This window comes from Rhizobium skierniewicense Ch11 (assembly GCF_023757665.1).
Classification (GTDB): Bacteria; Pseudomonadota; Alphaproteobacteria; order Rhizobiales; family Rhizobiaceae; genus Agrobacterium; species Agrobacterium skierniewicense.
In genome coordinates, this window is sequence record NZ_RXPG01000005.1 from 524885 (window position 1) to 542030 (window position 17146).

Genomic DNA, 17146 nt, shown 5'->3' on the forward strand with positions numbered 1-17146 from the left:
CCAACCCCTTGAGCGTTCCTCAACGCGGACACTCGGGGGTCTTCGCCCCCCTCCCTTCGCTCCGGTGAATGTCATGAGGACATTCACCGAAGCAAACGGCGGTGGCCTCGCCCACAGGCGAAAAGGGAGTTTTTGCCATGACTGTTACCAACATTGAAAACATTGCCCTGTCCAAACTCGTGCCAAGCGCAGAGAACGTGCGGCGCACTAATTCCCAAGTCGGGATTAGTGAACTGGCAGACAGCATCGAGGCGCATGGCCTTATTCAGAATTTGACTGTCCGCAAGGGATCACGCGGAAAGTTCGAGGTTGTCGCTGGTAGCCGCCGCCTCGCCGCCCTACGGCTTCTTGCAAAAGAAGGTCGCTTGGAAAACGATGCCAAAATCGCTTGCAACGTTCTGAATGAGCAGAGCGACACAGAAATTTCTCTGGCCGAGAACATGCAGCGTGAGCGCATGCACCCTGTTGATGAAATCGAGGCTTTCCGCAAGCTCAATGATGACGGTTTGACGCCGGAAGCCATTGGCGACCGTTTCGGCATGTCTCATATGACTGTCCGTCGCCGGTTGAAGCTCGCTCACCTATCGCCGCGCATCCTTGAAGTGATGAGAACCGATGAAATTACGATGCAACAGGCCGAAGCGCTTGCATTGTCCGACGATCACGAAGCGCAAAATAGCGCATGGTTTGGTTCAGAATATTCATGGCAGCGCCAGCCACATGCTTTGCGTGAAGCCTTGTCAAAGGAACAGGTGCGCGGCGATCACAAACTAGCGCGTTTTGTGACCCTAGCGGCCTACAAAGACGCAGGTGGGAACGTGGTCACGGACCTGTTTTCCGACGACGATGAAAGCTTCTTGTCCGACCGCGTTCTGTTGGTGCGTTTGGCAACAGAAAAGCTCGCATCACTTGCAGAGCAGTGCAAGGCAGAAGGTTGGCTTTGGGCTGAACCGGACTTGGAGGGCAATGCTCACATCAGGGCAGACTTTGAGCGCATACACTCGCGACACAACCAACCTAGCGAAGAGATTTCGCAGGAGAATGATCGCCTTTCGAAAGAATATGACGAGTTGGCGGAATTGCTAAACGCAGAGGCCGGAACGGAAGATGAGCTATCCAAGGCAGCCGAACGGGTAGACGCGATTGAGGCTCGACAGGAGGAAATAAGGGCAAGTCTTCATACTTACGACCCACAAGAAGTCGCCCTCGCCGGTTGCTTGGTCAGCCTCGATTATAATGGTGAACCACGGATCACCAAAGGTTGGGTGCGTCGGGATGATTGGGCGACCATTCTTGAACTACGAGGCGAAGAAGGCATTAGCGCCGACAACACCGAAGCAAAGCAACAGAAGCATGAGGAAAGTAGCGATACAGGCACCCTTTCCGCAGCTTTGGTAGAAGAATTGACAGCCATTCGAACGGCAGCTTTGCGCGTGGAAATGACACGCCAACCGACTGTCGCGCTAGCGGCACTTTTGCAGCCATTGTTAGTGCGGGCATTCTACCCGAACTATTACGGCTCACCGTCGATTTCCAGTGCTGTAGAGGTTCGTGGCGAGTATAAAGCTTTAGACGGCGCTATTCAAAATCCATCCAGCCACCGCGCTTATGTTGAGTGGGCGCAGCATCTGGAAACGGTCAAGATAGGTCTGCCACATGAACCCGGCTTGTTGTGGGACTGGTTGCTTGAACAGGAAACCCCTGTCCTACTCAATCTTTTAGCGACGGTTTCAGCGGCGAATACGAACGCAATCCGCTATCGTCATGACATTCGCAAAGATGGCCGCATCATCCAGTCAGATGAAATTGCTAGAGCGATGGACTTCAATATGTCTGTATGGTGGACGCCGAATGTTGATTTCTTGGATCGCATTTCGAAGAAGGCCATGGGACATATCATGCGCGATCAAGGCATAGCAGAGGATCGCATTACAGCGATGCAAAAGCTGCCAAAACATGAGGCAGTACATCGTGCAGAAGCCGAGATTATGGGGCTTGCGTACATGCCAGAATGCTTGACCACGCCGGAACTCGATGACGAAGACGTGCCAGAGGCGGTCCAACCAACAGATGACAGTTTCGCAATCGCAGCTGAATAAGTCTTACACTGGAGCATCTTGTCATGCTCCAGCCCCTCAGCCGGGCCGAAACAATGAGGGCGTCTAGCTCCCATTCGCCTGACTTGTTTTGGTCCGGCTGGTATCAAGAAATTCTCAAACTGGAGACAGCGATGTTTAATGTGGCAAATGCGAATGCGACCATCACCGCTTTTTTGATCGATCCAAAAGTGTCCACCATCGAAGCCGTCACAATGGCATCTGATAAATTAGAAATCGAAGTCAATCAAAAGCTGGAATGCCTTTTCACCGTTACTGGTGAATATGCCGATGGCTTTCGGATTGTCTCGGATAAAAACGCTGCGATGAATGGCATTCATGCCTTTGTGGAAAGCAAGGACCGCGACATGATTATCGCGGGCAAAGTCGTTCTGTTTGAAGTGAACGAAGCCGGTAAGATCATCGATTCCACTCGTTCAGCGTCCATGGTCAGCGAACTCGTCACCACCGTTATTCCTGTTCTCGACCCTATCTATGACGGCGGAAATGATGCGCCCGAAAACGGCATCCGCATACATGGAACCCCCCTTGATGGCTTCCGCGTCCGACTGCGACGGTCTTCGCCAGTAGTGAAATGAAAAGTTTGCTTGAGCAAACTTTTTGCATTTCGAGTGAGCAGACGATTCCATTTTGATCAGTGATCAGCTATTCAGAAATAGAGATTTCGCCGCGCCGAATTTATGAGCCGTAAGGTTTAGGAAGGTATCAATGAAAATCCTAGAATTCACCAATCGTAAGGGAGGCGTTGGAAAAACGACGCTCGCTTGCCACTCTGCGTGGTTCTTTGCGGAAAAAAAGCGTGTGCTGCTTGTCGAGCTGGACGAGCAGCGTAACGCTTCACGCACTATTCAAGACAATCTGCTTTCGATCACCAGTACCGATTTATGTGCTGGTCCGGTCGACATTCCCGGCATGGATGCGCCGGGGATCACGACAATAGCAGCCGACGAAAAACTAAAAGACTATGCCACGGACCCTAAGCTTGGGATTCCTCAGTTGAGAGAAAACATCCTTGGGGCGCGGGATGGTTACGATATCTGCGTTATCGATACCCCTCCGGCTGCTAACGCATTGTCAATCGGACCACTATTGTTTGCTACACACGTTATCGCGCCGATCAAGCTTCAAGGCTACTCGCTGCAAGGTATCGAAAGTGTTCTACAGAGTATTGTTGGTGCAAAGAAGCAGTTCAATCCAGACCTCGAATTTCTTGGCATTTTGCCAAACGAGTATGTCGCCAACCAGCCAGCGCAGAAAGACCTACTGAAAGACCTCATCGACAAGTTTGGTGCTCGTTTCCTATTCGACGCGGTTCTGCATCAAAGACAAGGTTATGCCGATACGGCGGCAAGCAAACAGCCGGTTTGGAAAGACACAAAAACAGCGGCTCGCGCAGCAGGACGAGAGATGCGTGAGTTGATGGAAAAGATTGAAGGGCGGATTTGGGCATGAGCAGCAAGAACACATTTGAAGGTCTCGACTTCTCCGGTTTTGATACTTTGACCGCACTCGACACAAAAAAGGATCAGGACAAGGAGCCAGCCGCAGGACACAAAGAAATTGCGCTGGACATGGTGATTGAAGACCCCGATCAGCCTCGCCGCTCTTTTGATGCCGATGCCTTACAGGAGCTTGCGGATTCGATATCGAAGCGTGGAGTGCTTCAAGCAATCGTTGTCCGCCCAAAAAACAAACATGGTAAGCATGTCATCGTCATGGGTGCGCGTCGCTATCGTGCTTCATTGCTTGCAAAACGTAAGACGATACCGGTCATAATTAGGGTCGAAGGTAGCGACGGCTATGACCAGATGGTTGAGAATATCCAACGCGAAGCGTTGTCGCACCATGACATAGCGCTTTTTGTAAGTAACGAACTGGCTAAGGGCGTGAAGCCTGCCGTGATAGCGGCGGGGCTTGGCAAACCTCGTGCCTGGGTTTCCCTGTATGTCGATTTCTTCGACATGGCACCTGCCATCCAAGAGCGCTCTGAAAGCTTTGGTATTCGTGCGGCTTATGAGCTTCATAAAGCCTATGGGCTTAATGCCGATGCTACGGAGGCGTATGTTGCCTCACGAGAAACTATCACGCAACGAGAGGCAATCGAATTTGCGAAATCGCTCAAGAGCGAAAGTAGCTCGCCCTTAACTTCACTATCGACCGACATTGCGGAAGACAAGGTTGAGGTCGGCGAGGCCCAATCTGCGGCGATCACTGAACAGCAACCAGTGAAGCGCGATCAGTCACAAGAGAATTCATCCCCGAGGTTAAGGGGTAGCGTAGCACACGCCGTTGTCGTTAAAGTAGGGGATAGTTTTGGAAGGCTGTTGCTAGATAAGCCAGCCGAGCAGGGTTCTAAATTCGGGACTGTTTCTTTCGATAACGGTTCAACAATCAAGGAAGTCGCTCTAAGCGACTTGGAGATATTTGAGATAATCCGCGTGGATTAAAGGAGTGATGGTTATGGGTCAGGTGTTCAACGGCATTAAACGCACCTTCATGTTGTCAGCGCGTTTTATCCTTTGGTCGCTTCGCATGGCAGCATGGAAGCTGCTTACGTTTGCTCGCGGACCTGTAACCATCGTTTGCGGATTTACAACAGTAGCGGGTTGGGTTGGCGGCGTTGTGCTGATGCCTGCATTACTCTGGTACGCCAATGCCTACAGAGGAAGCGATTTCGGGTTTGGCATGTTTGGTGGTGCAATCGCCATTGGTCTCACCATGGGACTTATCGCGCCTGTTATCATGGTCAAGTATGACAGCCTGCTATTCCGGCTCCAGCCAGAAGATCGCATAACGATCTACACTTGATTTCAAGCTTCTGCGTGTTTCGAAAACCCGGCCTTTGTGCCGGGTTTTCTTTTGCGCCTTGCTTTGTGGTTAACCCTCGGAGCCGCGCAGGTCCCGATCAACAGGGCAGGGGAGGCCAAGCAAGGGCAGAAGCGCAGCGTCCCTTGCTTGGATGAGACTGTCATGTAGGGACCGATCCAAGCGGCCCTGTGGGTTAACCCTTGGTGAGCGCCTTGCCCCTTTTCGGGCGTAGCCCTCAATCAAATGGACTCGCGAAGCGAGGCGTTATCTCTCTTGAGCAAATCCCGCACCCGCTTGTGTTTGCTCAAGCAAACTATTACATTATCTCGTATTCTAGTGCAGGATAGCCGACGCGACTGAATTCTTTAAAGATGCGATTATGAAACTTCTTGGCACCCACGTTGATGACGACATTGCAGAACGCTTTTCAGCGTTGGCAAAGGCGCATGGCGGTAAGTCCGCTCTGCTTCGTCGTCTGGTTTCGATGGCGGTTGACGGTCAAGGCGACGGCAAGGCTCCGTCGCTGCCTGACCCTCATGGGAGGGCAGTGCATCTTTCGGTCAGACTGTCTGAGAACGAGGTTTCAGCAGTAAGGAAGGCAGCAGCAGAGAGAAGCATGAAGCCTTCGCAATGGCTGCGTTCTGTGGTGCGTGTCCGGTTAGGATCGGGCGCACAGTTTTCCGTGGGCGAGCTTCATGAAATACGTGCACTGGTCAATCAGGTTCGAAAGGTTGGCGTCAACCTCAACCAGATCACCCGCGCAGTTAATGAGGCTCGAAGGGAAGGCGGCTCATTCTCGGTTGATGCAAAGGCAGTCGATGCGGCTCGCGATGAAGTTTCAAAAGCAATCACGGCTTTGCACCTGATGGCGAGAGGGAACGTTCGTTCCTGGGAAGGTTCCGGCAATGAAGAATGATCCCAAGGTTCGAGCGCTTTATGACGACTTCTATAAAGGGGTAGGTGTCTCCGCAGCTTGGCTTCGCAATGGGCAGATGCGGACGTATCAGGATCAGTTCCCGCAGCTTATGGCGGCGTTGAAAAAAAGCCCTGATGCGAAAGCCAAGCTTGCCCGCGTCGTATCAAAAGCACCGGAAGTGATGGTGAAGATTTCGGGCCGCACCAAGGACGGCGACCATCTGAAACAGCACATGGATTACATTACCAGAAACGGGAAGGTCGAAGCTGAAACCGATTATGGCCCGATTAAGGGCAAAGAGGCGGTTCGCGATCTACATGGAGATTGGGCAGATGATGAGGTCATTTACAAAGGCCAGCATCAGGTCCGCAAAACGTCGCTTTCGGTGAATATGGTTCTTTCCATGCCCCCCGGCGTGGACAGGTCGCAGTTCCGCGATGCGGTCCGTGATTTCGTGGATAAGGAAATCCGGCCTCGCGTCGATGTTATGGTCGCATTCCATGACGATACCAACCATCCGCATGCTCATGTGACGGTACGGGGTCGCCAACATAACGGGCGAGCGTTCAACCCCGGTAAGGCCGTTCTCTCAAAGTACCGGGAACAGTTTGCGGAAGCATTACGGCATCGAGGAATCGATGCTGAGGCTACGCCTCGTTATTCACGCGGTCGCAGCATGAAATCGGAACGTCAGGAGTTTCGACAGATGCGTGCGCGTGGTCTAACGCCACGCAATGAGAAGCGCTCGATGGAGCAAGCTTACGAGGAGCTTGTCAAAGGAACTGCACGGACTTCTGGAGCGGCTCGCAGAGAGGGGCAGGGAGCGCGTGAACGCCCTTGGGAAGACGCTGCGAAGGCGAAAAACATAGGCGTCAAAGCTGTTTACAGGGCCGCAGCCCGCGAGCTTGCGACCAGCACCAGTTCCGCAGACCGGCAGCTGGCGGTAAAGGTCGAGGCTTTTGCGCAGTCGCTTCCTGAGCCAAGGTTTCAGCGCGATATTTATCTCACTCTCCTTGCAAAGCAGATTCGAGAGCATGCGCAGGGCAAGTCGGTGGAACAGGACAGAAATGTTCAATTAGAACCGAGAGTTGGCGATAGAGGTGATACGGGACCGGAGCGGGGTGGAGGTCGATCCCGGTGATGCGTTATAGCTGATTTTGCTAACTCCCGATCAAACGCAAACTTTGTGCTTGTATTGGTGTATCCAATTGGATACAAATAGCCATGAACACTTTTGAGATATCGTCGCAGTTCGATAGCTGGTTGCAGTCCCTGAAAGATAAAAAGGGTAGGGTTCGCATCGCTGCACGCATTATTGCGGCAGAGCATGGAAACTTCGGAGATTCCAAGCCGGTAGGCGAGGGCGTATCCGAAATGCGCATTCATTACGGGCCGGGATATCGGCTCTATTACACGCGCAAGGGTGAGACCGTTTATTTTCTGCTGATCGGCGGGGACAAGTCCAGTCAAAAGCGTGACATAGAAAAAGCCATAGAAATGGCCCGTACCGTCGGAAAGGAATGATTATGACGCAGTTCAAAAAATTCGACGCTTCAGAGTACCTGCACGATGAAGAAGACATGCTGGAGTTCTTGGCCGCAGCCATGGAGGATGAAAACCCAGATGTTTTCATTTCGGCGCTGGGTCATGTCGCTAAGGCTCGAGGCATGGCGCAGATCGCAGAAACTTCCGGGCTTGGCCGCGAAAGCCTCTACAAAGCCCTGAAACCCGGGTCAAAGCTTCGCTATGAAACGATGCACAAAATCATCCATGCGCTGGGCTTCCGGATGACACTAAGCGCGGCGTGATCCGCCATGGTCGCGATGAAACCACCTCGTGAGCGCTGGAATTGTCTAATCTTTTATAAAAGTCTCTGAGTTCAGGAAATTCAAAAGTTTTTGGCCGCTCAAAATCGTTAAACGATGGTCCTGTAAGACGAGGTCTTTCGCGCCTGCGCCCGTTCTGCCAGTGTGAATGAAAATACCTTTGCAGTTGCGTGCGGCGATCAAAGCGCTGAAATCTGCAATGTGCTGGCGGTTGATGTGCTTGGCATATCTCTTAGCTTGCAGGAGATGTGTTTCCCCATCTATCTGAACCGAGCCATCAATCCCGCCATCACCACTGTAGTGTGTGTTTCGAACAACTCTATGCCCGCGCCTCTCAAAGCCTTCGAGTAATAGTTCTTCGAAGGTCAGAGGATCGATCTTGCGCAGGTAGGCGAGACGTTGTGGCATCAAAGGAATAGTGTTGATCTTTTCCAGGACACGGCGCGCTTGCTCCTGCTTTCTTTTATGTCTCAGGATGCGCGCTTTGGGTTTCAGAAGCCGCCGCAACAAGATTCCTGCTGCGATGATGATCGCAACTGCGATGATTTTTATTTCGTGATCCTGCATGACTTAACGCGCTCTAGCGCTCGCGTCCGTAGTCTTTTGGGCGATCATCTTCAGGTGGCGAATGATTGATATCCGAGCGATCAACGTCTTGATCTCGCTGTATGGTAGGGGAGGGAATATCAATGCCGTTGGCGATCATTCCTGCAATCTTTTCCCGAGCGACCTTTACGGCCTGATCAACAGCATCTTTGTCGTTTGGGAATTGCCGGGTTGTCTTGTCTGTCACGTACGTTTCGAGAATGACAGCTTTTCTCAATTCCGGCTCACTAAGAAGGCTTTCCCTTGAACCGTCCAAATATGTTCTCGCTTTGTCATGACCAGAGAAATCATGGGTCGCGACAAAATCGACTTCCATTTCATCCTCGATTTTTTGAGGGAAGTCCCGGCGGTCCACGACGACAATGTAATTCTCGGCTGCAACCTTTATTGTTAGCTCGTCATGATCGATTAGGTTACCAGTGACACGCTCACCTGGGAGTGCTGTGCGAACATCGTGTTCCATCGGATCTTCGCCATACTCTCTCAGCATCGCGAAAGTTGAGCGAATAGCACCCTGCCTGTTGGGATCAACGGAATCGAGGATAGCATGAGAGAGCGCTTTGCTGTCGGCATCTCTGATGGCCTCTTTCGATCCTTCAATCATTCGTGCCTTACTCACGACATCTAACTGCACTTCGTGGCCGAGTTCGCGACCGAGCTGGACAATAAATGTTTCCTGCGTCCGTCCATTTCCCTCTCGAAATGGGTGAACATAGTTCAGATCGCCTAGAACTTTTCCAGCCAGCTTTGAAAATTCGTCTGCGCTAATGCCCTTGAGGGTTCTGAGATCGCTTAAGTCCTTGAAAGCGTCGGCCAAGCCCATGTCGATATTCTGGCCGGGGAGGAAGTTCGTCCCGCCTTTGCTGATCGAGCCAATCTGCGGCATACGTTCGCCGTCAACAATCGGTGTTTCAGCTCGCGTGTAACCGGCCCACTCATAAACATCTTGGAATATATGGCGGTGAAGGGCTTTGAGGTGGTCAGCGTCAAACTTGCCTTTGGGACCGTCGCCAATCTCAATCTGGATCATGCGAGCACCCGTTGCGTTGTATTCTTCTTCTCGCAATTCCTTGTTAGAAGTTATCCCAAAGCGATTTTTTAGAACACGCTCGCCATCTGGATTGCCTGTCGGATTCGGATAGCAGTACGGATCATTACTCATGAAATGTCTAACTCATAAAAATGGCCGCCATATAGGCGGCCGCTGGATTACAATAAGATTGATCAAGCCTGCTTTGGCGAACGGATGACTTTTGCTCGGTACTCGACGTCTGAGATATCACCATTCACATAGGCTTCAGTAGCATCTTCCCATACCTGATTATGCTTGTATCCCTGTCTGGCAATCATCGCCCGAGCCTGATCAGCTGCACGGCGTCGCTGTGCAATAGCTTCCGGCGAACGGTCTGGAACGCTTTGATGAATATTCATGTTCAAACCTCCAATTAGTACCGATTACTACCATTTCCACAGGGGAAAGTCAAGTTAAATCAAAGTGTTGAGCTATCTATCCCTGTTTTGTTCGCGGATATTCTGTCGCGCGGATTCACGTTCCATGTCCCTCGTCTGCTCTTGAACCTGCTCGCGCTGTTCTATCTGCTTGCCGGTCTTTTCTGCTTCCGCACCCAGAACTTCACGCCCTCGTTCTTCACTTCTTGAAGCTTCTCGCGTTTCTACGACGCGGGGCTTCGGGAAATCCTGACCCCGTGCAATAGCCTGTGAAATCTTGTTTCTCGCGGTGCTTAGTCCACGTTGAACTGCGACAGGATCATTCTGGAATTTGGCACGCAGCTTACGCTCAACGTATGCTTCCATAGCAACGGCAGAGCGTAACTGAGGATCATCGCCGGCTCCGCGGCCAGTCGCGGCATATTCTTTCGCTCGTGCTTCATTGGCGAACCTGCCATCCTCTAAGGCAGCATCGCGAGCCGGTCCGCTGTGAAGCGCGTTTTCGCCTGCGACGATGGATCGAGCTACATTGGCTTCAGCTGCATTAATCCGTTGCTCTCTTGCCGAGCCGAGCGGTGCTTCCTGTTGCTCGCGCTCGTTCATCTCCTGGCCGCTGCGCTCTTGCTCCTTCGTCACTTCGGCATCCCAACTCCGACGCTCTACTTGTTGCTGGACACGTACCTGTTGGCCATCAACTGTGCGGATGACCGACTTCGTGACTGTCTCCATTCCGGCTTCTTGCAAACGGACCTGATCGCCTGTCTTGGCACCTGCCCTCAGCATGGCGTCTGGAAGGCCGACACCCCAAGCGGTGTGTTCGCGGCCATTGGCATCCCGAAGCACGACATAGGGGGAATGATCGTTTTCGGGATCGTCACGGTAGGGACGTGAGCCCTGTTCGATAACCGTACCTTCTATGCCGGTCTTATAGCTTGGATTTGAACGGTCAGCGCGTGTGCGTTCAAACGCCTCTGTCTCTTCCTTTGCTTTTTCAACGTCAGCGCCGTTCGCGGACGAGGCAGGGTTTGGTGATTGTTGTCCGAGTTCAGGAGCTATTTCATTTCGGAGAAACATCTGCTCACGCTTTTTAAGCTCTTGCAAATCAATCTCGTTCGGCTTGTAGCCGGTCACGTTTATTCCGCGGGCTTGTCCTTCAAGCCATGCTTCACGCCTGAATTCTTCTGTTCCCTTGACCTTGATTTCTGTCCACCCGCGATGCGCGGCTGTGTCCAGCATCAATTTGACAGCCTGCGGGTCTTCGTTTTTGGTCTTGAGCTTGTCACCGCTCACTTGAAAAAGCTCACGACTCCCCTTTGCGTCGGCATAAATGTGATCGTCGCCAGCGAAATCTTTCCTACGGTAGTATTTGCGGTTTATTTCGTCGGGGTAATCATCCTCGACAGCCGGACGGTCTGATTTCACAAAGTCCGTTTTGCGATTTGATTCTGACTGGTCACGGAGAGAAGTTCCAGCACCCGCGGTGTCGCCTCGATCTTGGCCGCCCCGTACAGGTGCCGCTATGCTGCGTTCGGGATCGCGCGCAATTTCCAGCAAATCGGGGTTTTCAGGCTCTAAGAGAGAGGCGGCTTCATCTACCTTTTCGCGTGTCTCGTCGAGATCACGCGCTTTATTGTCATCGTCAGCCATGGATTATTCCTTTCATTCTATCGAGCGGCCTTCAGACCTTCCATCCAAAAGCTCGCTGAAAAAGGCACCTACTCGTGTTTCTGCGTTTTGCTGATTGACGGTGGTATCGTCGCTCAGATCGATACCTTCGAATGTCAGATCGACAGCTGTTCCGTCTGGCATTTCCCAAATAAGGCCGTCTTCGCCGTCAGCTACCTGCACTGGCGCGGTAATTTCTTCGATTGTAGGTTCTCGCGCAATTCGCTCATTAAGCGCTTTGCGCAGCGTCTCAACCTGCCGCTCCAACACGTCGATCCGAGCATCGCTGACCTGATTTTTTGTGGTCAAGGAGGGAGGAGGGAGGAGCCGCTTTTTGAAAACAGGATCATTCCAGTAGAGGATTTTATTGGCCTTCACAGGTGGGATGCCACCTTTCAGAAGATACTCTTCCTCGAATGGCGTTAGCACCAGTTCTTGCGGGAGCATCAAAGCGCGTCGTTGGTCCGAAGTGGTTTCGGTCTTGGACGAGCGAGAAAAGCCAAGGCCACGCGAACGGGATCGTCCCGCGACGGTATCATAACCGAAACGCTCGCTTAATTCCGTGGCTATGGTGTGTTCCTTCGGTGTGAATACGACCTCCACACCATGGTTCGTCATGTAGTTAAGCGCTGCGTCGGGACCGTAGACTTCGCGGATTTGCGATGGTGATTGAACGATTGTCACAATGCGGATTCCGAAACCGGCGACATACGAAACACCTTTGGCAATGATTTCGACATTCCCGAGCGCCCGGAACTCATCCATCATAAGCATGAGCTGGCGCTTCAGTGTTTTGTCCTGTTCAGGCAAAACACGAGTGTTGAGGTCAACGGCCTGCTGAAAAAATAGGTTCAACAGAGGTGCCATGCGATCAAGATTGTCAGGCGTAACACCGAGGTAGATCGAAATCGGCCGCCGCCTAAGTTCCCGCAAATCGAAATCATTTGCGCTGGTTGCTGCATCGATCCTGGCATTGAGCCAAAGGCCGAGCTTCGCACTGACCGACTTTCTAACGCTTTGCAGCGTATTCTCCGAGGATGCCAGAAAATCGTTCATCGCTGTGCGGCACTGTTGGGATAGAGGCCGATCCTCACTTCTCTTTTCCAATATGCCTTTGAAGTGCTTGGAAATGTCTGGCGCGGCTGCGATTTGGCGAAGTACCTCGCCGATCGTGAAAGGTAATTCAGGCGTTTCAGCGATATAGCCGGCGACCGCTATGAATGCGGTGCGGGCGCTTTCGGTCCAGAACGGATCTACAGTGCGGCCTTCGATGGGAAACAGCATCCCTGAGATCCGTTGCAGGTCATCATAGAGGTCGGTTGGGTTGTCCCTTTTCACATATGCGAGTGGATTATAGCGGGCAGTTCTGCCTTCCGGGTCGAAGGGATCAAACAGATATACCTCTTGCCCAGCCTGTTTTCTGAAACCGGCAGTGAGCTGCCAATTCTCTTTCTTGATATCGAGTACAATTGCCGAATCCGCCCAATTCAACAAGTTTGGAATAACGACGCCGACACCTTTACCGCCGCGCGTAGGCGCGTAGACAATGACATGCTCCGATCCGCCGAAGATGAGATATTTTCCCCTCAGCTTGCCGACGATAATACCTGTCGTTTCCCGCAAACCTGCTTTTCGAACTTCCGCCTCAGTGGCAAAACGAGCGGTGCCATGAAGCGCTTTTGAACCTCTTGCTTTCCACAGAGCACCCGCACCGAACAAAGCAGCGCCGCAAGTTATGATGAGAGCAAGTCGAGCGGTTCCGTTTTCCCGTTCGTTCGAAGAGGTCAGCATATCGATGATGGTCAGAACATGAAGTTCACCATCATGCGACCGTAAAAATACCAGAGCCAGGTTCGATGAGAGGATGAAAACCAAAGCGATTGTGAGAAGCCCGGCTACGGCCCAAAGGCCGTATCGAAGTTGGTTTGGCATCTAAAATCCTCGTTGGTTAAATTCCCTGTCCAAGCTGCTTTTCAGGGTCGAAATAAACTTCAGTGATGCGACGAGAGCCGTCAGGAAATTTTTTGATCTGGACCACGATATCGACGAGCATCACCAGCAGGGCGCGAATGTCGTCGCGGTCGATCTGTGAACCGCCTTCAGACTCTTTCACAAGAAGCGTCAGTTGTTCGAATGCCAGCGCAGCCGAATCCGCGTGAACTGTCGTGATCGAACCTGGGTGACCGGAATTAGCATTGCGGAGGTAGAAAAAGGCTGTGCCGTCGCGCAGCTCTTGCAGGAGAATTCTATCTGGACGCATACGCAGGCAGCTTTCGAGAAGCTGTTTCGGTCCGGCCTTCGATTGCCCTTGACCATCCTTTGAGTAGATAAGCCTCACATGGTTTGGCGGAGGCACTTCAAGTTCTAAGGCGTCTTCAATCGTGATGATGCGCTCATTGTCCGGAATGCATCGAATGAGACTTTTCGAGAAAGTTGTCTTTCCGCTACCGGTGGCGCCGCTGATGATGATGTTTTTTCGACTGCGGACAGCAAGGTCAAAAAATTCCGTCCATTGATGCGCGGCTTTTAAGCGTAAAAGCTCCTCGTCCGTGTCGTTCAGCTTGCCAGTCTGCGTGCTGACTTTGGCGAATAGCCCGCGCTCGTCAAGGTCCGACAGGCTAAGCGATACATCGGACGGCTTTCTGATCGTTATAGAAACTGTTCCGGACGGGACGGCAGGAGGAATGACAATCTGGCAGCGTTCACCGCCTGGAAGTGTTGTTGAAAGAACTGGATGCTTCTCATCTATGTTCTGTTTGGTGAAAGAAGCTGCGAGTTTTGCAAACCCGGAAGCTAAGCTTTGATAGCTCAACTTCGGGTCTGCAATCTCATGACGTTTCCAGCCGTCTTTTCCTTCACACCAGATTTCATGAGGCCGGTTGATACAGAGTTCCGTCAGCCCTTCCTCATCAAGGAAAGGCTGTATCGGCTCTAAGAACGTCAAAAGCGGCGTCGCATCACTCACGCACTGGATTCCTTATTTCGTAGCCATGATAGGTGCGTTAGCACGCATGTTGCCTGTGGCGGTTCTATCGAGGATCTGAGTGCGGGTTTCAGTGGTTTGCAGCTGATAGACCTTATCGAAGAACAGGTCACGAGCCACAAAGATCGACACTTGCTCACCCTGATTTTTGTAAAGGGTTGGAGGAATGTTGATCGAGTTCTCGAGAGCGATCGAAGCTGCATCACGAGATGCATTCTCGGTTTCGTTGGTCTCGAAATCAGTCCCATCATTCAGTTGCTGGAAAGCATACTTCGAGGCATCACCCACAATCGACATTAGGATTGCTCCGCCGAAGCGTTCCCAAAAATGATTATCGATCTTACCATCGAATCCGGAGCGGCCGAGGCCATCAGCGCCGGGGCTAGCCATGTTCACAATTACACCAGTAGGTGTACGAGCGCGGTTCCACAGAACAAAGATTCGCTTCTGGCCACGGCGAAGGCCATCATTATATTCGCCAGTGACAGTCGTTCCTTTTTCCATAAGAACGACTTGGCCACTTGCGCTCATGACGTCGCGCTGAATTACGCACGACACCATACCGGGTTGATCGCTGGAGATTGCCGTCTGCAACACGCAAGGAATCTGCGTACCTTGTGGAACGACCATGTGAAGATCCGGAAGCACCGACGCCGTTACGCCTTCAAGGTTTGTAGGCTGTAATTTGTCGCGCAGGCGATCTTGACGCTGTTGAGCCTGTTGGCCACCGAGGAGGCCGCCAATGCCGGGGGGAAGGTCAACGGAGAAATCCTGTCCCGGTCCGCCTTGTCCTTGCCCTTGTTGGCCACCTTGTCCGTTATCGCGACGTGACGAACTGTTGCTAAAGGCGATGACAGGCGAACGGATGCTTGCATCAAGCATTTCGTCACGCGGCTCAGGCTGTTGGACCTGCTGGACGGGTTGAGGCTGCTGGACGGGAGCTGGAGGTGGCTCAGGTGGCGGTGGCAAAGCCGCAGGCTGAAACGGTACAGCGCCCGGACCAATCTGCGTCTTGGTTTCTCGCACTTCCTCATTTTTGTCGCCGCTATCCCAGGTCGCATAAAGGAAACCGAGACCGGCCAGAACGATAAGGCCGACGACTACACTACGGCCAATCGTACCAGCGGCGCTTTTTTCTTCAGCGACAGACGTAATGCCAGGTCCGCGTTCGCCAGCAACCGAGGCTTCTTCATTCTGATTTTGATTGTCGGTGTTGCTCATCGATTTGCTCCACGCGGTTCAGGCCGTACGCTGCGCTCAACAGACGGCGAGGTGGTGCCTGTACCGGGGTTTACGCCGACAGGATCATACCCTTCGTTGAAAATGCAGATGACGTCGCCCCCGCGCCTTAGACGGAACTCCTTCGCTGTCCCATGAACAACGACGAGTTCACCGCTCTTACGAGCATCCCAAGGAATAAGCGTTTCGCTTCCGTCACTTTGAACCATATAAATAGCGGGGATTTCACGATTACCGGCAAATCGCATCGTAGTGACCTTGCCATCGTCATAAATGCTATCCGGCTGGATCGCGCGTGAGCCTTGAGCCGAATAGCGGTAGTTTCTTGCACCGTAGCTCTGGTGCAACGACAGAGTGCTATCGACGGCTCGCTTATTGGCGGCGGCTCGATGTTGGGCGGCTTGGAGCGCGGCAAGACGCTGACGCTCATTTGCCTCGTCCGTTGGATATCGGAATCGGACTAGGAAATATGCGTCGTTGGCGGTCACATCGCCTTCTGTGGCCCGTAGCTCGAACTGATAGACGCGCCGCTCACCGCTTTGGCGAACGGTCACGACCTGAAGGTTTGTAGGCGGGTTTTTCTCACGCGGCTTCAGGAAAAGAATATTGTGAGCAGGTGCGACTTCCCAACCAACGCTGTCACCAGTTGCGACATGTACGATTTCTTCCGTCGCGTCGAACTCGATCTGCGTAGAGGCACGATATCGACCAATGACTTTCACAACGTCATTGGCTGAATAGTCAACGAAGCGAATGCGACTATCATTCGTTCCGGCCTTTGGTATGTCCAATGCGTGAGCCCAGGTCCCGGCGAGGGTTATGCTGCAGGCTAATATCAAGGTGCGGGCGTAGCTTCTCATTGGTCAACGACCTCCGGGTCGGTCCTGTATTCTGTTACCGCGAAGGCGATGGGATTGATCAAGCGTTGCTGCCAGGTAAGCCGTTCCTCAGGCAGAACCTCGTAGGCTACGGTCGCAACGTAGTGCTGAGTACGCGGTTCAGTTCCCTGATATTCCGCGATCTGGACGAATCTCACTGTTGCAAGACCCTGCCGAACTAGCTGAACTGAGCGGATTTCAATCCGCACAGTTCCTTGGGGTCCTAGAAGCTTTTGAGGGGATTGTGGGTTATTGGCGCTTATCCAGCGGGCATATCCCTCTTGGACTGGTCCTGTGGACATGGTGTTGACCACACGATAGTTGTCCTGCACCGTGACCCTTGAATAGCTTTCCCTAGCCGTCACATACTTTGCAATGAAGTAGCGTGCTTGAGCATCGGAAAGTGTCGCAGGCGCATCTTTCAGCATCGATGCGGCTTCGGTAATTCCGGTTCCAGTATCGACCCGGATTATGAACGGCTCGATTTTCTGTAGTGGGACCAAAGCCGCCACGGCAGATACCGAGGCGATCGTGCCTGCCATAGAAACGGCAGCAACAGTCCATGCAAGTCGCTTAGACCGTAAAGCAGAGCGAAGTTCGTCCTGCTCCCAACGGCGCGAGCGCTCAAAATATTCCTTGAGGTTTTGAGCCTCAACCAT

Annotated in this window: 18 protein-coding genes; 9 read left to right on the forward strand and 9 right to left on the reverse strand. The window is 52.5% G+C overall.

What is annotated here, in order from left to right; all coding sequences use genetic code 11:
• The first annotated feature begins 137 nt into the window (after positions 1-137).
• The 9 genes from EKM04_RS06035 to EKM04_RS06075 all read left to right on the forward strand — a co-directional run bounded on the left by EKM04_RS06035 (position 138) and on the right by EKM04_RS06075 (position 7649).
• Entirely contained in the window at positions 138-2099 is a 1962-nt protein-coding gene (locus EKM04_RS06035) for a ParB/RepB/Spo0J family partition protein (RefSeq protein ID WP_183897762.1), read from the forward strand.
• A gap of 23 nt (positions 2100-2122) precedes the next feature.
• On the forward strand, positions 2123-2695 hold the full coding sequence (locus EKM04_RS06040) for a hypothetical protein (RefSeq protein WP_183897761.1): 573 nt from the start codon (positions 2123-2125) through the stop codon (positions 2693-2695).
• A gap of 130 nt (positions 2696-2825) precedes the next feature.
• Positions 2826-3569, forward strand: a complete 744-nt coding sequence (locus EKM04_RS06045; RefSeq protein WP_183897760.1) for a ParA family protein — start codon at positions 2826-2828, stop codon at positions 3567-3569.
• A complete protein-coding gene (locus tag EKM04_RS06050) occupies positions 3566-4564 on the forward strand; it encodes a ParB/RepB/Spo0J family partition protein (RefSeq protein WP_183897759.1) in 999 nt (332 codons plus the stop codon). Before EKM04_RS06045 ends, EKM04_RS06050 begins: the two co-directional genes overlap by 4 nt.
• Positions 4565-4577: 13 nt before the next feature.
• On the forward strand, positions 4578-4925 hold the full coding sequence (locus EKM04_RS06055) for a hypothetical protein (RefSeq protein ID WP_183897758.1): 348 nt from the start codon (positions 4578-4580) through the stop codon (positions 4923-4925).
• A gap of 379 nt (positions 4926-5304) precedes the next feature.
• Positions 5305-5841 carry a plasmid mobilization relaxosome protein MobC gene (mobC, locus tag EKM04_RS06060; RefSeq protein WP_183897757.1) on the forward strand — a complete coding sequence of 179 codons (537 nt, stop codon included), beginning with the start codon at positions 5305-5307 and terminating at the stop codon, positions 5839-5841.
• On the forward strand, positions 5831-6982 hold the full coding sequence (locus EKM04_RS06065; RefSeq protein ID WP_183897756.1) for a relaxase/mobilization nuclease domain-containing protein: 1152 nt from the start codon (positions 5831-5833) through the stop codon (positions 6980-6982). The genes mobC and EKM04_RS06065 overlap by 11 nt, the downstream gene beginning before the upstream one ends.
• Before the next feature lie 83 nt (positions 6983-7065).
• Positions 7066-7365: a type II toxin-antitoxin system RelE/ParE family toxin gene (locus tag EKM04_RS06070; protein WP_183897755.1), complete on the forward strand. Its 300-nt coding sequence runs from the start codon at positions 7066-7068 to the stop codon at positions 7363-7365.
• A 2-nt stretch (positions 7366-7367) separates the two neighbouring features.
• Positions 7368-7649 carry an addiction module antidote protein gene (locus EKM04_RS06075; protein ID WP_183897754.1) on the forward strand — a complete coding sequence of 94 codons (282 nt, stop codon included), beginning with the start codon at positions 7368-7370 and terminating at the stop codon, positions 7647-7649.
• A gap of 45 nt (positions 7650-7694) precedes the next feature.
• Here the strand turns inward: EKM04_RS06075 and EKM04_RS06080 are convergent, their stop codons facing one another.
• The 9 genes from EKM04_RS06080 to EKM04_RS06120 all read right to left on the reverse strand — a co-directional run bounded on the left by EKM04_RS06080 (position 7695) and on the right by EKM04_RS06120 (position 17146).
• On the reverse strand, positions 7695-8234 hold the full coding sequence (locus EKM04_RS06080) for a restriction endonuclease (protein WP_183897753.1): 540 nt from the start codon (positions 8232-8234) through the stop codon (positions 7695-7697).
• 13 nt (positions 8235-8247) lie between these two features.
• Complete coding sequence (locus EKM04_RS06085) at positions 8248-9435, reverse strand: Fic/DOC family protein (protein ID WP_183897752.1); 1188 nt, start codon at positions 9433-9435, stop codon at positions 8248-8250.
• A 62-nt stretch (positions 9436-9497) separates the two neighbouring features.
• Positions 9498-9704 (reverse strand): antitoxin VbhA family protein, encoded by a 207-nt coding sequence (locus EKM04_RS06090; RefSeq protein ID WP_183897751.1) that lies wholly within the window; start codon positions 9702-9704, stop codon positions 9498-9500.
• A 72-nt stretch (positions 9705-9776) separates the two neighbouring features.
• Positions 9777-11369 carry an LPD7 domain-containing protein gene (locus EKM04_RS06095; protein WP_183897750.1) on the reverse strand — a complete coding sequence of 531 codons (1593 nt, stop codon included), beginning with the start codon at positions 11367-11369 and terminating at the stop codon, positions 9777-9779.
• Positions 11370-11381: 12 nt separating this feature from the next.
• On the reverse strand, positions 11382-13262 hold the full coding sequence (locus EKM04_RS06100; RefSeq protein WP_234911052.1) for a type IV secretory system conjugative DNA transfer family protein: 1881 nt from the start codon (positions 13260-13262) through the stop codon (positions 11382-11384).
• Positions 13263-13335: 73 nt separating this feature from the next.
• Complete coding sequence (gene virB11, locus EKM04_RS06105) at positions 13336-14352, reverse strand: P-type DNA transfer ATPase VirB11 (RefSeq protein WP_252094044.1); 1017 nt, start codon at positions 14350-14352, stop codon at positions 13336-13338.
• Positions 14353-14364: 12 nt separating this feature from the next.
• Positions 14365-15591, reverse strand: a complete 1227-nt coding sequence (gene virB10 / locus EKM04_RS06110; RefSeq protein WP_183897748.1) for a type IV secretion system protein VirB10 — start codon at positions 15589-15591, stop codon at positions 14365-14367.
• Positions 15588-16469 (reverse strand): P-type conjugative transfer protein VirB9, encoded by an 882-nt coding sequence (gene virB9, locus EKM04_RS06115; RefSeq protein ID WP_183897747.1) that lies wholly within the window; start codon positions 16467-16469, stop codon positions 15588-15590. The genes virB10 and virB9 overlap by 4 nt, the downstream gene beginning before the upstream one ends.
• A complete protein-coding gene (locus EKM04_RS06120) occupies positions 16466-17146 on the reverse strand; it encodes a VirB8 family type IV secretion system protein (protein WP_183897746.1) in 681 nt (226 codons plus the stop codon). The genes virB9 and EKM04_RS06120 overlap by 4 nt, the downstream gene beginning before the upstream one ends.

Excerpts from the sequence above, each read along its gene's own strand:
- EKM04_RS06035 (WP_183897762.1), top strand. The coding sequence starts at position 138 with ATGACTGTTACCAACATTGAAAACATTGCCCTGTCCAAACTCGTGCCA.
- EKM04_RS06040 (WP_183897761.1), top strand. The coding sequence starts at position 2,123 with ATGCTCCAGCCCCTCAGCCGGGCCGAAACAATGAGGGCGTCTAGCTCC.
- EKM04_RS06045 (WP_183897760.1), top strand. The coding sequence starts at position 2,826 with ATGAAAATCCTAGAATTCACCAATCGTAAGGGAGGCGTTGGAAAAACG.
- EKM04_RS06050 (WP_183897759.1), top strand. The coding sequence starts at position 3,566 with ATGAGCAGCAAGAACACATTTGAAGGTCTCGACTTCTCCGGTTTTGAT.
- EKM04_RS06055 (WP_183897758.1), top strand. The coding sequence starts at position 4,578 with ATGGGTCAGGTGTTCAACGGCATTAAACGCACCTTCATGTTGTCAGCG.
- mobC (WP_183897757.1), top strand. The coding sequence starts at position 5,305 with ATGAAACTTCTTGGCACCCACGTTGATGACGACATTGCAGAACGCTTT.
- EKM04_RS06065 (WP_183897756.1), top strand. The coding sequence starts at position 5,831 with ATGAAGAATGATCCCAAGGTTCGAGCGCTTTATGACGACTTCTATAAA.
- EKM04_RS06070 (WP_183897755.1), top strand. The coding sequence starts at position 7,066 with ATGAACACTTTTGAGATATCGTCGCAGTTCGATAGCTGGTTGCAGTCC.
- EKM04_RS06075 (WP_183897754.1), top strand. The coding sequence starts at position 7,368 with ATGACGCAGTTCAAAAAATTCGACGCTTCAGAGTACCTGCACGATGAA.
- EKM04_RS06080 (WP_183897753.1), bottom strand. The coding sequence starts at position 8,234 with ATGCAGGATCACGAAATAAAAATCATCGCAGTTGCGATCATCATCGCA.
- EKM04_RS06085 (WP_183897752.1), bottom strand. The coding sequence starts at position 9,435 with ATGAGTAATGATCCGTACTGCTATCCGAATCCGACAGGCAATCCAGAT.
- EKM04_RS06090 (WP_183897751.1), bottom strand. The coding sequence starts at position 9,704 with ATGAATATTCATCAAAGCGTTCCAGACCGTTCGCCGGAAGCTATTGCA.
- EKM04_RS06095 (WP_183897750.1), bottom strand. The coding sequence starts at position 11,369 with ATGGCTGACGATGACAATAAAGCGCGTGATCTCGACGAGACACGCGAA.
- virB10 (WP_183897748.1), bottom strand. The coding sequence starts at position 15,591 with ATGAGCAACACCGACAATCAAAATCAGAATGAAGAAGCCTCGGTTGCT.
- virB9 (WP_183897747.1), bottom strand. The coding sequence starts at position 16,469 with ATGAGAAGCTACGCCCGCACCTTGATATTAGCCTGCAGCATAACCCTC.
- EKM04_RS06120 (WP_183897746.1), bottom strand. The coding sequence starts at position 17,146 with ATGGTTGAGGCTCAAAACCTCAAGGAATATTTTGAGCGCTCGCGCCGT.